Consider the following 14,016-nt stretch of genomic DNA (forward strand, 5'->3'; position numbering starts at 1 on the left):
AGCTGCGCAGTAGCTGGGTTGGGTGCCTTTTTCAAGACCTCAGCGGCCGGGCGTAAGCCTGGCGGAAAGGCCGGAGTATAACAGAGCAATCACGGCGCGCCGCTTTCCTGCTGCTCAACGGTGTGTTCTGACGCTGTAATGGCTTGGATTCCACCATATTTGGCACTCAAGGCCGCGTATGCGGGTTCCTGTTTGAAGCGTTTGAGCTCGGCGGCGAAGCGTTGCACCAGCAAATCCATGCCGGCGCCACGGCGTACGGCGAGAAATTGCTGCTGGCGGCTGACCACCCACGGCGCCTGGCTGACCTTGCCTTCCAGGCCAAGGGTCTTGATCACATGCTGGCCGACGCGGCGGTCCGTGATCACCAGGTCGATGCGACCCCGTGACAATTTGCCGAAGTTGGCTTCGTGGCTGGGCGCCGGCTCGCGGTTGAACAACCGGGATTCGCTGAAAGCGTCGCCGTACAGGTAGCCCGGCGAAGTGCCGACCGTCAGGCCGCGCAGGTCGTCAAGCGCTTCGACGGGATGCGGGCGTTCGTTGGCGTAAAACAGTGCAAACTCGACTTCCGACAGCGGCTCGCTGGGGTACAGCAGCAGCGCGTCGCGGTCATGGCTGTGGAAAATATCCAGCGCGCCATCGGCGTGGCCCTGGTCGAGCATCGCCAGGCAGCGTTTCCAGGGCAGGAATTGCCAGTCCACGTCTATACCCAGGCGCTGGAACACGATCACCGTGGTTTCAAAGTCCAGCCCGTGCATGCTGCCTTTGTCTTCGTAGACATAAGGCGCCCAAGGCTCGGTGACAATGCGCAGTTTCTCGCCGAAAGCACTGAGGCTCAGGAGAGTAAAAAGCACGGCGGTCAACAACTTGAGAATGACGGGCATGCCCTGAGGTTACGATGCTCCTGCTTTAAAGAGAAGCTCTGGCATGCGCATTGGCGGGCAGCAAGCGCTAACAGAAAGGCCCTCGTCATGACGAGGGCCTTGGGCACTGCGGGGAAAACCTCAGCGTGGCAGCTTGAGGTTGTTCCAGATGGCGAGGCTCGGCTCGGCCTGGTTCAGGGTATAGAAGTGCAACCCTGGGGCGCCGCCTTGCAGCAGGCGCTCGCACATTTCGCTGATGACCTGCTCACCGAACGCCTGGATGCTCTTGACGTCGTCGCCATAAGCTTCCAGTTGCTTGCGCACCCAGCGCGGGATTTCAGCGCCGCAGGCGTCGGAGAAACGCGCCAGCTTGCTGTAGTTGGTGATCGGCATGATGCCCGGCACGATCGGGATGTTCACACCCATGGCCCGTACACGCTCGACGAAGTAGAAGTAGCTGTCGGCGTTGAAGAAGTACTGGGTGATCGCGCTGTCGGTGCCGGCGTTGGCCTTGCGCACGAAGTTCTGCAGGTCGTCTTCGAAGCTATGTGCCTGGGGGTGCATCTCCGGATAAGCCGCCACTTCGATGTGGAAGTGATCGCCGGTTTCTTCACGGATGAAGCTCACCAGATCATTGGCGTGGCGTAGCTCGCCGCTGGCCATGCCCATGCCGGACGGCAGGTCGCCGCGCAGGGCGACGATGCGCTTGATGCCGGCTTGCTTGTATTGGGTCAGCAGGCCGCGCAGGTCGGCCTTGCTGTCGCCCACGCACGACAAGTGCGGGGCGGCGGGAACTTTGACCTGGCTTTCCAGCTGCAGCACGGTGTTGATCGTGCGGTCACGGGTCGAGCCGCCGGCGCCGTAGGTGCAGGAAAAGAAGTCGGGGTTGTAGCTGGCCAGCTGTGTGGCCGTGGCCATCAGTTTTTCATGCCCAGCATCGGTCTTGGTCGGGAAGAACTCGAAGCTGTAGCGACGGTCTTGGGACATGGTAATACCCTTTGAAACTCAGAATACCGACGGTGCTCCCCTGTAGAGACGAGCTTAATGTGGCGAGGGAGCTTGCTCCCGCTGGAGTGCGCAGCGCTCCCAAAATCTTGGGGCCGCTGCGCAGCCCAGCGGGAGCAAGCTCCCTCGCCACAACAAGCCCGTCCCCAGCAAGCAGGGGGCGGTTACTTAGTAGCGGTAAGCGTGCGGCTTGAACGGACCTTCAACGGTCACGCCGATGTAGTCGGCCTGGGTCTTGGTCAGTTGAGTCACCACGCCGCCGAAGCCGCGGACCATTTCCAGGGCCACTTCTTCGTCGAGTTTCTTCGGCAGTACTTCCACGGTCAGGCGCTCGGCTTTCTGGGCAGGCGACAGGTCGGCGTACTTCTGGCCGAACAGGAAGATCTGCGCCAGTACCTGGTTGGCGAACGAGCCATCCATGATGCGGCTTGGGTGGCCAGTGGCGTTACCCAGGTTAACCAAGCGGCCTTCAGCCAGCAGGATCAGGTAGTCGTCGTTCTGCGGGTCGAAATCGCCAGCGCCGGTACGGTGAACCTTGTGTACCTGTGGCTTCACTTCTTCCCATGCCCAGTTCTTGCGCATGAAAGCCGTGTCGATTTCGTTGTCAAAGTGGCCGATGTTGCAGACAACAGCGCGCTTTTTCAGGGCCTTGAGCATGTTTGCGTCGCACACATTCACGTTGCCGGTGGTGGTCACGATCAGGTCGATCTTGCCCAGCAGCGCTTTGTCGATGCTCGCTTCGGTGCCGTCGTTCTGGCCGTTGATGAACGGCGAAACCACTTCGAAACCGTCCATGCAGGCTTGCATGGCGCAGATCGGGTCAACTTCGGAAACTTTAACGATCATGCCTTCCTGACGCAGGGACTGGGACGAACCCTTGCCCACGTCACCGTAGCCGATCACCAGGGCTTGCTTGCCCGACAGCAGGTGGTCGGTGCCACGCTTGATGGCATCGTTCAGGCTGTGACGGCAGCCGTACTTGTTGTCGTTCTTGCTCTTGGTCACCGAGTCGTTGACGTTGATGGCCGGGATTTTCAGCTCGCCCTTGGCCAGCATGTCCAGCAGGCGGTGTACGCCGGTGGTGGTTTCTTCGGTCACGCCGTGGACGCGGTCGAGGATCTGCGGGTATTTCTTGTGCAGCAGCTCGGTCAGGTCGCCGCCGTCGTCGAGGATCATGTTGGCATCCCATGGCGCGCCATCTTTCAGGATGGTTTGCTCCAGGCACCACTCGTACTCTTCTTCGGTCTCGCCTTTCCAGGCATAAACCGCGATACCGGCGGCGGCGATAGCGGCAGCGGCCTGGTCTTGAGTCGAGAAAATGTTGCAGGACGACCAACGCACTTCGGCACCCAGGGCAACCAGGGTTTCGATCAGCACGGCAGTCTGGATGGTCATGTGGATGCAGCCGAGGATCTTGGCGCCCTTGAGCGGCTGCTCAGCGGCGTACTTGCGGCGCAGGCCCATCAGGGCAGGCATTTCGGATTCGGCGATAAAGGTTTCGCGACGGCCCCAGGCAGCGAGGGACATGTCGGCGACTTTGTAGTCGTTGAATTCTGCAGGCGTGTTGACAGTGCTCATGAAGAGCCTCCATTCGTAGTGTGCGAATGGGCGCCGTTGTGCGTTTAGTATCCAGCTGGCTAACCAGGCCGGACAACGCCCCATCCGAGCCTGACAGGTTGAACCTGCTGCAGCGCCCCTCGGACAGGTGGCGGGAGAACGGTATCAACTGAAGATGACCGTTTTGAAGCGGGGCGATTATAGCCGTGTGCGCGGTACTTCCCAAGCCTTTCTGTCGGCCAAATCAAGATCGCTCATGGCCTTGATAGGCAATGGCGCATAGAGGTCGGGCGCGGGCTCTGCCATGATGTCTCCCATCATTTCGCAAGACGCTTTGGAGTGACCATGAACTTCCACACCCGCAAATGGGTAAAACCCGAAGACCTCAACCCCAACGGCACCCTGTTCGGCGGCAGCCTGCTGCGCTGGATCGACGAAGAAGCGGCCATCTACGCGATTGTCCAGTTGGGCAACCAGCGCGTGGTGACCAAGTACATCTCCGAAATAAACTTTGTCAGCGCTTCGCGCCAGGGCGACATCATCGAACTGGGCATCACCGCCACCGAGTTTGGCCGTACTTCCATCACCCTGACGTGCGAAGTGCGCAACAAGATCACCCGCAAAAGCATCCTGACCGTGGAAAAAATGGTCTTCGTCAACCTCGGCGAAGACGGTTTGCCAGCCCCGCACGGCCGTACAGAAATCAAGTACGTGAAAGATCAGTTCACCGGTGACGGCATCAGCGAATAATCCTGTGGCCGGCCAGTGAACGCTCTTGACGGGCGATAGGTCGTACCTGAACACAGCCTCCGTTCAGGTAAGACCATGGCCACCCAACAAGACGGCAAAACCCCCAACCTGTCGCAGGAAGAGCAACAGGACGTGGACAAAAATCAGCCGCCCCGTGCGGCTGTACTGCATGAAATCATCCGCACCCAGGGCGACCAGGAGCTGGAGCGCAACGTGGCGGCGCTGTGGTGGTCGGCGCTGGCTGCCGGGCTGACCATGGGCCTTTCGCTGATGGGCATGGGGTTGCTCAACTCACGCTTGCCCGATGGCGAAGGGTTCAAGGTGATCGCCAGCTTCGGCTACTGCGCGGGGTTTCTCGCGGTGATCCTGGCGCGCCAGCAACTGTTCACCGAAAACACCCTGACCGCTGTGTTGCCGGTGATGAGCAAACCGACGCTGACCAATGCCGGGCGCCTGCTACGGCTGTGGACGGTGGTGCTGGTGGGCAACCTGTGCGGCACTTTGCTGGTGGCTTACGTGATGCTGCACCTGCCGATTTTCGACACCAAGACCGACATGGCCTTCCTCGAAATCGGCCGCAAGGTCATGGAAAACGACCCCGGCCAGATGTTCGCCAAGGGCATTATTTCCGGCTGGATGATCGCGACCATGGTGTGGATGATCCCGTCCATGGAAAGCGCCAAGATGTTCATCATCATCCTGATCACCTACCTGATGGCGCTGGGAGACTTTACCCACATCGTCGTCGGCTCGGCGGAAGTGTCTTACCTGGTATTTGCCGGTGAACTGCCGTGGAAGGATTTCTGGCTGGTGTTCGCCGGGCCCACGCTGGCGGGCAATATCATCGGTGGCAGCTTTATCTTCGCGCTGATCAGCCATGCACAGATCCGCAGTGAAAGCCGCCCGGCCGGTAAAAAAAACGGTAGCCCCGAGGCCGCTGCCGCCGATAAAAACCCATAGGCCTTTGAGGGTGGTATCTGCTTGGCGCCCGGGGGGCGTGACGGGTTGGCATGCTGCGGGGGCGGGCTGAGTTCAGGGTCCGCGTCTTCTTAAGGGCGTATTCATGGCCAGCACACTTCACCCGTTTTATCACCTGACGCTTCTGCGGCGAACTGCCCAGGACATTCAGGCGTTGTTCTCAAGCCGATCCCCGCTGCCCGTGATCGCAGCGCAAGACCTGCAGCGTACCTTGCGGGCCTCGTTCCCCTCGGTCGCCATCACCGATGAAATACCGGTCATCCTGACACCGCGTTATCGCTACAGTGGCACAACAATCGAGGCTGAGCAGCCCGCGCGCTGCACATTGGTGGAGGCGTTGGTCAACCGTTTTGTCGATGGTATTTGGGTTGATTACACCCAGGGACAGCAGTTGACTGCGGAGCCGGACAGCGCGCCACTCAAAATTTCCCCGTTGAAAAACCTGGATGCTCAAGATGCTGTCAACCGGCGCGCCCCCCTGCTGCTCAAGCGTTGCCAACAGGCATTGATTGATGACTGGACTGAATTGTCCATCGAGGCGCGCAGTCGTTTCGAGACGCTGTCACTGTTGCTGAAAGATACCTTGCGGCACCTCAGCGCGCCCACGCTGATAGCCGACGCCACCCATCGCCAGATGATCAATGATGTCCTGAAAACGCCCGACAACAACTTGCGCAGCGGTACGACCCGGGCTTATCTGGTGGACCAGTGGGGCGAGTTCGGCAGCGAGCAACTGGAGTTATTGCGGGGCATGCTGATCGTCCGCCAGACGGGCACCGACGAGACGCTGCTGCTCTTTACCTTGAGTGCCGGGATTGAAGCCTTCGCTTCGCGTGACGCGCTTGGAAAAGCGTTGCGTACGCGCCTCGGCGGGCTGGCGCCGGGGCGTGCGATGCAATGGCGGTTGTATGAGCCGCGTTGCAATATTTTCGATGGTTTTGCCCTGAGCTTCCTCGTCAAGCAATTGAGTGACCTTCAATGGGGCGTTGCACTGGCACGTCGCTCCTCATACTGGGACGGCGCCTTGCTGGACAGTGTGCATTGGATCGCCACGGGTGACTTCGATAGTTTGAGCCTCGCCAACAACCCCGCCCTGAGCCGTCTGTATGGTGCTCTGCCACCTTGGATGAAAAGGCTCAGACGTGAACTGCGTGGTGTGTTTTCGCAAAAAATGCACAGCCTGAGCAGGCTGTTCAAGCAACCCAACTGGCGGTTTTTCGACGATGGTGTGCCGTCGCTGTTGGATTTTACCCGGCAAAAACTTATGGCGGCTTACCCCCAGTCTTCCAGGATTGAGCCGGACGACGTGATCATTACGATCCATACGGTCAGGGGCGTATCCGCTGCCGGCGGTTTTCCCGTCAAGATCATCACCACGCTGCTCAAGGTCGCGCTGGAAAACCTGGCCGGCCTGCCTGGGGACGCTATCCAGGTCTCGTTGCGCAACGGCAGCGCACCTCCCAATTGGCTGACACCAAGCGCAATCAAGCGCATGGTGAGCCAGGTCGACATTGGCGAAAACTATCCCAGGCAGGTGGCGCTGGTGCTCAGGGATTCGCCGGCTGAGGTGCTGTGGCGCAGCCGCAGCTTTATCGCGCAACTGCGCCTTGAACTGCCGATGCTGGCGCTGGAGTTCTACAGTCGTGGCCAGTCCGGGTTCAGTCGCAAAGGCTATGAAATGGTGGCGGCGGTCATGCAGGAACAGGCCGTCGATCGGTACGTGGACGACCAGGTCATCGTCCTGAGGCCTTTGGCGTTCAAGGTCAGTGCGTCTGCCGAGGCGGATGTGGCGACGAACATGTTTGTCATAGGGCCGCGGTCGCTCGATGTCGGCCCGGTGGTACTGCTTCACTCTATGGGGCAGCCCAAGCTGATGGAGTTTGTCAGCCGGCAGGATTTGCTCAGTGCGATTGAGCAACCCGGCGTCTTACAGCAACAGGTGCTGGGCTGGATGAGTGCCGATGCTCGAGCCATCTACCGGGACGATGGTTTTGTGGCTCCGCATTTCAACACTATGGATGGTCTGGCGCTGCTGATCGATGCATTGGCCAGCAAGCCGGTGATGCTGGCCGCTGATGAAGTGCAAGGTGATTACGGGCGGCATCTGTATGACAGCCAGGTGCGGGCGGTTCTTGAACAAGCGGATAAGCAGTCGGTGTCCAACAGCGAAAACTCGTGGGCTCGCCGTATGGAGGGGCTGTCGCTGGGCTTGAACAGTGTTATGCCGCTGGTCTCCGGTCCGTTGGCAGTGGTTGGATGGTTGCAGGTTGCCTGGGCGGTGCATGAGCAAATTGCCCAAGTGAGCCAGAGTGACACGGATGATCAGGGTAGTACTCTGGTCGGTTTTTTTCTGAGCATGGCGTTGGTGCTCATGCATTACTCCAGCGATGTATCCGCCACCGTCAGGCGTGAAGATGAGGTGCAAGAGGAGCGCCTCAGCGACCCCCTTTCGGAGCGGGTAGGTGAGGCTGAAACCTACACGCCGAAGGCAGAGGCCCCGCCAGTCCAGTTACCTGATATGGATGCCGGGCAGGATGTCAGCGCCGCGCGCGGCCCGATCGAATATGGCTGGCTGCCGACGCTTGGCCGGTTGACGCCTTCTCAGGTGATGGATTTGCAGACCTTCAGCATGACCAAGCCAGCAGGGGCGACTCAGGCAGGCAGTGGTGTGACATCCGGGCTTTGGCTCAGCGAAGGTCAGTGGTACGCAGATGTTGATACCTACTGTTTCAAGGTCAGCGTTGAGCGCGACAACGTGCGGGTAGTAGCCGCCAACGGGCGTCGCGGGCCATGGCTCAAGTCGGCAGGCAACGGGCGTTGGGTCCTGGACCTGCGCTTGCGGTTGCAGGGCGGTGCCGGCGGTGAAGAGGCAAATGCCGCCCCCTCAAATGCGGAGCTGATGACGCAGTTCAACACCCTGTATGGGGAGTTTTCCGGGGCCCGGATCCCCGAGCGCACGGTGGTGGAGGTACTGCGTACTGAAGGGGACCTGAACAGGCGCCTACAGGCAATCGAGCGCAGAAATGACAGTGTTGCCTTAATGCAGCAGCGAGCAAAGCTGCTGGTGGAACTCCTGCAGCAACGCCGCCTGGCGGGCGTCGTGCAGAATTACTCACGGTTACTTCATCAGTTTCTCGAGGCTCAGGTGCGTTGCCTGCGTTTTCAGATTGGGTTGATGGATATACGACGCCTCACGCTGTATGAGCAATTAACCAACGATACGGGCTTCAAGCCGCTCACGCTGCGTGAGGTGGCCAAGCGGACTCCCCCTGAATCGATGCGCATCGGCCTTGACCTGCTTGTAAAGCTCCATGAGCAGACAGTGGCGCTGTGTCGCGAGCAGCGTATTGCCTATGAGCGCATTCTCGATACCGTCAGTCCGGCAGATACGCAGGTCAGCACATTGGATATCGCTGAATGGAATGACAAAGCGCCGATTCTGGCCTGGTGGGAAGCCGGGTTGCGCCCATTGGTGTTGCGTTGCTTGAAAGCAAAGGTCGAATCACCCGGGATGGAGGCATTTAACCTGCTGGAGGAAGTCAACCTGCGATGCCGGCTGAAGCTGTCCAGCTACCGGCAGCTTTGTTTAGAGCCTAGTTACAGCTTGGCGCAACGCAGGCTGTTGGTGAATGACGCCGTCGATGAGCTGGCGTGGCTGGACGATCGGTTGGCACGGGTTGGCGACATCAGCAACAGTTTTATCGAACCCGGGGCACTGGGCGACTATCGCAATTACATCCGTGCTATCCGTGAGGAAATGGTGCGGGACCTGCTGGGTATCTACGAGGACTACTACGACAGCCAAGCCGTGCTGCCGCTGTTTGAGGAGGGACCGTTGGAGCGAGTTATCCAGAGTCGTCATTACGGCAGGCTGATCGCCGCCCCGCAACCGCCTTCAGGCATTGGCGACGCGATGGATTTTATCGATCCCTATACCCGTATTGTTTATGCGAGCTTCGCCAAAAAAGTTGAAACGAACGGTGATACCGATTGGGTGTTGCGTCCCGTCAGCGATGTTCAATCCATCAAGAAAGAGCCTCAGGGCTATTTCGGCAGCTTGTTGCTGACCCGCCGTGGCTCGGACGCAATTGAGGCGTTGGCCTCCCAGGAGCAGAACATGCTGGTTGCACCGCGTGCGGTGCGGGCAAACCTGGAGTTGCTGGCTGAAGAACTGCTTTTGGAAGTACAGCGCACCAGTGAGCGTCGTAATCAGAACCAGCAACGTGACCCGGCGCAAGCGTTGCTGGATAAAACGCTGACCAATAAAGCCAATGAATTGATCAGGGCTGGCCGAGAATCCTATCAGCGCATGGTGCTGAGCCGCGAACCGACGACGGCCGGGATCGCAGATTTGCTGGCTGAGGGCGTGATAGAAATCAAGGCGGTGGGAGAATCCAGGCCAAACCGCGGGACTGATTTGTCACCGGTGTTTCGCAGTTTTTACGTACAGAAGGTTGCGCCGAGCCAGGGACCAGCTGAAATACTGTGGTTTGCCCACTTTCATTACCCCCCCGGACATACTAGAGGGGCATTGGGTTTCTACTTTGCTCATCTCAAGGCCGTTCGCGGGCCTCTCGCCAATTTTGAGCAGCAACTGCGTGCAGCGCAGGGGAACAATGAGCAAGTACTGAGCATCTACCGCACCATCATCGAACGGAAGGCTGCTCTGGCGCTGTTCTTCAACAATGAGTTGCCCTCGGCTCAGTGAGCCGAGGTGCCCTGCGCGGGGGTGGGCTCATCGCGGGTCACGCGCTTGACCAGCTTGCCGATGCTCAACCCCTGCAACAGGATCGACGACAACACCACGATGTAGGTGATGCTCAGCAGCAAGTCGCGTTCCGGGCCCAATGGCAGGGCCAGCGCCAATGCCACCGACACACCGCCGCGCAAACCGCCCCAGGTGAGAATACGGATAGTGCCGCGCGGCACCGTGCGCCAGCGACGCAACAGCAAGATCGCAGGCGCCACCGTGAGCAGGCGTGACAGCAGGATCGCCACGGCGAGCAAGCTGGCGGCAAACACGTGCAGCCAGTTGAATGGCAACAGCAGCAGCTCCATGCCGATCAGCGCAAACAGCAGGGCGTTGAGCATGTCATCGAGCAGCTCCCAGAAACCGTCCAGGTAGCGCCGCGTCATGTCGTTCATCGCCAGCTTGCGGCCCAGGTTGCCGATGATCAGCCCGGCGACCACCATCGCAATCGGTGCAGAAACGTGGAGTTCGGTGGCCATCGCCGAGCCGCCGATCACCAGTGCGAGGGTCAGCATCACTTCGATCTGATGCTGCTCGATGCTCTTGATCATCAGGTACACCAGGTAGCCGATCAGGCCGCCGAACACCACGCCGCCCACCGCCTCGTGAACGAACAGCATCGCGGTGGCACCCACGGTCGGCGTCTCGCCCAGCTGCGCGATGCCGAGCAACACGGTAAACACCACCACGGCGGTGCCGTCGTTGAACAGCGATTCACCGACGATGGTGGTTTTCAACGGTTTCGAGGCATTGGCGGTGCGCAGCACACCGAGTACGGCAATCGGGTCAGTGGGCGAAATCAGCGCACCGAACAGCAGGCAGTAGAGGAAGCTTACGTGCCAGCCAAACAAGGCAAAGATGTAGTACGCCAGGCTGCCGATCACCACGGTGGCGATCAATACGCCGAAGGTCGCCAGCAAACCGATGGGCCAGCGATAACTGCGCAGGTCGCTGAGGTTGACGTGCAAGGCGCCGGCGAACAGCAGGAACGAGAGCATCCAGTTCATCAGCAAGTCGCCGAAGTCGATCTGGCCGATCAGTTGCTGGATGCGCTCTTCCAGGCCCGGGTAGCCGATAAAGCTCAGGCCTTGCAGGATCAGCGAAAACAGCAGGGCGGTGACCATCACGCCGATGGTCGGCGGCAGGCCGATGAAACGGAAGTTCACATAGGTGAGCAGGGTGGTGAGGCAAATGAAGGCGGCGACAAGTTCAAGCATCCGGGGTCCTTGGAAGTTGGGGTGAAACGGTCAATATTGGGGGATGGACCGCAATAGCGGCCTGATGTTGCAAGGTTTGCGCAAAAGCCTGATAGAACCTTTCGGTATGCCGTCGCTCATAGCGGTTGAGTGCGGCGTGACGTTATTAGTGCTAAAACTCTAACTTCTGACTAAAACGACAAAAGGAATCAGTGATGACGGTCGCTTTCTGGTGTGTGTTGATCGCAATTTTTCTGCCTTATCTGTGCACAGGGGTGGCCAAGTTCAGCGGCGGCAAGTTCGGGCCACGGCAGAACCACGACCCGCGGGCGTTCCTCGATACCGTCGAAGGCGTCGCCAAACGCGCCCACAACGCGCAACTCAACAGCTTTGAAGTGACGCCGGCGTTTGCAGCGGCGGTGATCATTGCGCACCTCGCCGGTACGGCTTCGCTGGTGACCATCAATGTGCTGGCGGTGCTGTTTATCACCAGCCGCCTGCTGTACATCATTTGCTACCTGGCGGACTGGGCGATGTTCCGCTCGCTGGTGTGGGCGGTGGGAATGGCGCTGATTGCGAGCTTCTTTTTTGTCTCGATCTGACAGTAGACACAGGTCCCCTGTGGGAACTGGCTCGTGTGGGAGCTGGCTTGCCTGCGATAGAATCACCTCGGTACATCAGAAATACCTAGGTGTCTGCATCGCAGGCAAGCCAGCTCCCACATTTTGAGCTTCAGCGTTTCTCAGGACCCGGTGGGTGCATCCGGCACGTGCGGCAACGCCGCGCCTTTGGGCCACAACATCCAGATTTGCCCCTGCTGCTTCATATTCCCCGCCAGTTCCCCGGCCGCTTGGCCGGTGCCCCAGAACAAGTCCGCACGCACTTCACCGGTGATCGCGCCGCCGGTGTCTTGCGCGGCGACAGGTCTAGCGATCGGCGAACCGTCCGGCTTGGTCGTCGACAACCACAACAGGCTGCCCAGCGGAATCACTTTGCGATCCACCGCCACACTGTAGCCGGCAGTCAGCGGCACATTCAGCGAACCACGCGGGCCTTCGTTGCTGTCCGGGCGGGCGCTGAAAAATACATAGCTGGGGTTGCTCGCCAACAGTTCAGGAATGCGTTGCGGGTTGGCCTTGGCCCAGGCGCTGATGGCACCCATGGTCACGTCTTCTTTCTTCAACGCACCTTGTTCGACCAGCCAGCGGCCAATCGGGCGATAGGGATAGCCGTTCTGGTCGCCATACCCGATTCGCAGTTGGCGACCGCCTGCCAGTTGAATCCGGCCCGAACCCTGGATCTGCAGAAACTGCAGGTCCATCGGGTCGGTCAGCCAGGCAATCGGTTTGGCGCTGGAGCCCTGGCCGTTGATGGTGCTGGCGTCGTCGTAGGGTTTAAGCACGCGGCCTTCCAGGCGGCCACGCAGGCGCTTGCCCTTGAGTTCGGGGTAGATGCTTTCCAGGTTGACGATGATCAGGTCATCCGGCACGCCGTACACCGGCACATGGGCAGTGGCGGTTTCGGTCAGGCTGCCGGGGTAGACCGGCTCGTAATAGCCGGTGATCAGGCCGTTTGGCGTGTTGTCGGCCGAGCGCAGGCCGAATACGTCGAGGCGCTCCTTGAGAAAACCGCGCACCGCTGCGGCGTTGCTCGGCACGGTGGCGGCTGCGGCACACGTCGCACCCCATACCGGGTCGGCCTTGAGGCGTTGGCAGGCGCTGCGCCAGGATTCAAAACCGGCCAGCAAATCGCTGTCGGAGACCGCTGGCAACGCTTCCCAAGGCGCACTCACATAGGTGGCGACAGCATGGGGTTTTACCGTTTCATCTTTGCCGGCGTCTTTGCCGCCATCGCAGCCGGCCAGCAGCGCGAACATCGGCAGAGCCCACGCCAGGCGGCGGCTCCAGGGTTTCAACGTGACTTTCATACAAACCATTCCTGAAGCGATTGCCCGTGTGCTGACGCTCTCGGGCAACCCTTATTATTAATAGGGCTATTGGTCTTTGCGGGCGGGGCGAGGATACTGGCCGCCGTTTCCCGTGACCTTGAAGCCACCATGACTTTTAAAAGACTGACCGCTGTATTGCTGGCCTGCCTGACACTGTCCGCCTGTGGCGGCGTCGATCCGAATTCGCCTCTGGGCCAGCGCAAGGCGATCTTCAAGCAGATGCTCAAGACCGGCGAAGACCTGGGTGGCATGTTGCGTGGGCGCATTGCGTTCGACGGCGCCAGGTTCGCCGAAGGCGCGGTCAAGCTCGATGCGTTGTCCCATGAACCATGGAAACATTTCCCGAGCGTGCGTGAAGAAGACCATACCAGCGCCAAAGACAACGTATGGCAGCAGCAGGCACGCTTCCAGGAACTGGCGCGCAACCTTGAAGCGGCCACCGGTGAATTGGTGATCGCCAGCCAGGTCCAGCCTTACAAGGCCAGCAACCTGGGGCCTGCCGTGCAGAAAGTAGAAGATGCCTGTACTGCCTGCCACAAACAGTTTCGCGACCACTGACCGGTTTTACTGGTCGAGTTCTTCGACGGCGTCTTGCAGTTCTTTACGGGACTGCGCGAGTTTGTCTTTACGCTTGTTGATCTTGTCCGCGTCGCCTTTTTTCATCGCCTTGTCGAGGTCGGCCTGACGGCGGCTGACTTCATGCTTGGCGTCCAGCACCTTGTTTTCGCGCTCTTTGCGCAAGGAGGCGTCGGTGCAGTTGGCGGTGACTTCGCTCAGGGCTTTTTCCAGGCCAGCTTGCTGCTCGCTGTTGCCGTGGGCCTTGGCTTGTTCGATCTGGGTGCTGATGGCCTGGCGCTTGGCGGCGCAGCCGGTGAGTTGAGGGGCTTCTTCGGCCGCCAGCAACGGCGTGGCCATGAAGCTTGCGACGGTCAACAAGGCAAGCGGGGCGAGAAATTTCATGTGGGGCTCCAA

Annotated in this window: 11 protein-coding genes and 1 riboswitch; of the genes, 5 read left to right on the forward strand and 6 right to left on the reverse strand. The window is 59.8% G+C overall.

What is annotated here, in order from left to right:
• Positions 1-89 precede the first annotated feature (89 nt).
• From AB4P94_RS08550 to ahcY, 3 genes are all read right to left on the reverse strand, one after another.
• Entirely contained in the window at positions 90-881 is a 792-nt protein-coding gene (locus AB4P94_RS08550) for a substrate-binding periplasmic protein (protein ID WP_395610189.1), read from the reverse strand.
• Positions 882-1,001: 120 nt separating this feature from the next.
• Entirely contained in the window at positions 1,002-1,847 is an 846-nt protein-coding gene (gene metF, locus AB4P94_RS08555) for a methylenetetrahydrofolate reductase [NAD(P)H] (RefSeq protein WP_395610190.1), read from the reverse strand.
• 186 nt (positions 1,848-2,033) lie between these two features.
• The gene (gene ahcY, locus AB4P94_RS08560) at positions 2,034-3,443 is read right to left on the reverse strand and encodes an adenosylhomocysteinase (RefSeq protein ID WP_395610191.1); all 1,410 of its coding nucleotides are present in this window, start codon (positions 3,441-3,443) and stop codon (positions 2,034-2,036) included.
• A gap of 21 nt (positions 3,444-3,464) precedes the next feature.
• Positions 3,465-3,570: riboswitch (S-adenosyl-L-homocysteine riboswitch) on the reverse strand.
• A gap of 197 nt (positions 3,571-3,767) precedes the next feature.
• Between ahcY and AB4P94_RS08565 the strand changes: the two genes are divergently transcribed.
• The 3 genes from AB4P94_RS08565 (at position 3,768) to AB4P94_RS08575 (ending at position 9,858) form a co-directional block, all read left to right on the forward strand.
• Positions 3,768-4,172, forward strand: coding sequence for a hotdog domain-containing protein (locus tag AB4P94_RS08565; protein WP_348061527.1), 405 nt, complete (start codon positions 3,768-3,770; stop codon positions 4,170-4,172).
• 75 nt (positions 4,173-4,247) lie between these two features.
• The gene (locus AB4P94_RS08570) at positions 4,248-5,132 is read left to right on the forward strand and encodes a formate/nitrite transporter family protein (RefSeq protein WP_395610192.1); all 885 of its coding nucleotides are present in this window, start codon (positions 4,248-4,250) and stop codon (positions 5,130-5,132) included.
• Positions 5,133-5,235: 103 nt separating this feature from the next.
• A complete protein-coding gene (locus AB4P94_RS08575) occupies positions 5,236-9,858 on the forward strand; it encodes a dermonecrotic toxin domain-containing protein (protein ID WP_395610193.1) in 4,623 nt (1,540 codons plus the stop codon).
• Here the strand turns inward: AB4P94_RS08575 and AB4P94_RS08580 are convergent.
• Positions 9,852-11,117, reverse strand: a complete 1,266-nt coding sequence (locus tag AB4P94_RS08580; RefSeq protein WP_395610194.1) for a cation:proton antiporter — start codon at positions 11,115-11,117, stop codon at positions 9,852-9,854. The genes AB4P94_RS08575 and AB4P94_RS08580 overlap by 7 nt on opposite strands.
• A gap of 194 nt (positions 11,118-11,311) precedes the next feature.
• On the opposite strand from AB4P94_RS08580, the gene AB4P94_RS08585 reads away from it, so the two are divergent.
• The gene (locus AB4P94_RS08585; protein ID WP_395610195.1) at positions 11,312-11,698 is read left to right on the forward strand and encodes an MAPEG family protein; all 387 of its coding nucleotides are present in this window, start codon (positions 11,312-11,314) and stop codon (positions 11,696-11,698) included.
• A gap of 140 nt (positions 11,699-11,838) precedes the next feature.
• Here the strand turns inward: AB4P94_RS08585 and AB4P94_RS08590 are convergent, their stop codons facing one another.
• Positions 11,839-13,023 (reverse strand): murein transglycosylase A, encoded by a 1,185-nt coding sequence (locus AB4P94_RS08590; protein WP_395610196.1) that lies wholly within the window; start codon positions 13,021-13,023, stop codon positions 11,839-11,841.
• A gap of 129 nt (positions 13,024-13,152) precedes the next feature.
• Here AB4P94_RS08590 and AB4P94_RS08595 point away from each other — a divergent pair, with 129 nt between their 5' ends.
• A complete protein-coding gene (locus AB4P94_RS08595) occupies positions 13,153-13,602 on the forward strand; it encodes a c-type cytochrome (protein WP_395610197.1) in 450 nt (149 codons plus the stop codon).
• A 6-nt stretch (positions 13,603-13,608) separates the two neighbouring features.
• Here the strand turns inward: AB4P94_RS08595 and AB4P94_RS08600 are convergent, their stop codons facing one another.
• Positions 13,609-14,004 (reverse strand): DUF1090 domain-containing protein, encoded by a 396-nt coding sequence (locus AB4P94_RS08600; protein WP_395610198.1) that lies wholly within the window; start codon positions 14,002-14,004, stop codon positions 13,609-13,611.
• Positions 14,005-14,016 lie beyond the last annotated feature (12 nt).

Source organism: Pseudomonas sp. B22129, from assembly GCF_044218875.1.
In the GTDB taxonomy this organism is placed as follows: domain Bacteria; phylum Pseudomonadota; class Gammaproteobacteria; order Pseudomonadales; family Pseudomonadaceae; genus Aquipseudomonas.

What these genes read in the sequence shown, in the direction of transcription:
- AB4P94_RS08550 (WP_395610189.1), bottom strand. Translation starts at nt 881, where the DNA reads ATGCCCGTCATTCTCAAGTTGTTGACCGCCGTGCTTTTTACTCTCCTG.
- metF (WP_395610190.1), bottom strand. Translation starts at nt 1,847, where the DNA reads ATGTCCCAAGACCGTCGCTACAGCTTCGAGTTCTTCCCGACCAAGACC.
- ahcY (WP_395610191.1), bottom strand. Translation starts at nt 3,443, where the DNA reads ATGAGCACTGTCAACACGCCTGCAGAATTCAACGACTACAAAGTCGCC.
- AB4P94_RS08565 (WP_348061527.1), top strand. Translation starts at nt 3,768, where the DNA reads ATGAACTTCCACACCCGCAAATGGGTAAAACCCGAAGACCTCAACCCC.
- AB4P94_RS08570 (WP_395610192.1), top strand. Translation starts at nt 4,248, where the DNA reads ATGGCCACCCAACAAGACGGCAAAACCCCCAACCTGTCGCAGGAAGAG.
- AB4P94_RS08575 (WP_395610193.1), top strand. Translation starts at nt 5,236, where the DNA reads ATGGCCAGCACACTTCACCCGTTTTATCACCTGACGCTTCTGCGGCGA.
- AB4P94_RS08580 (WP_395610194.1), bottom strand. Translation starts at nt 11,117, where the DNA reads ATGCTTGAACTTGTCGCCGCCTTCATTTGCCTCACCACCCTGCTCACC.
- AB4P94_RS08585 (WP_395610195.1), top strand. Translation starts at nt 11,312, where the DNA reads ATGACGGTCGCTTTCTGGTGTGTGTTGATCGCAATTTTTCTGCCTTAT.
- AB4P94_RS08590 (WP_395610196.1), bottom strand. Translation starts at nt 13,023, where the DNA reads ATGAAAGTCACGTTGAAACCCTGGAGCCGCCGCCTGGCGTGGGCTCTG.
- AB4P94_RS08595 (WP_395610197.1), top strand. Translation starts at nt 13,153, where the DNA reads ATGACTTTTAAAAGACTGACCGCTGTATTGCTGGCCTGCCTGACACTG.
- AB4P94_RS08600 (WP_395610198.1), bottom strand. Translation starts at nt 14,004, where the DNA reads ATGAAATTTCTCGCCCCGCTTGCCTTGTTGACCGTCGCAAGCTTCATG.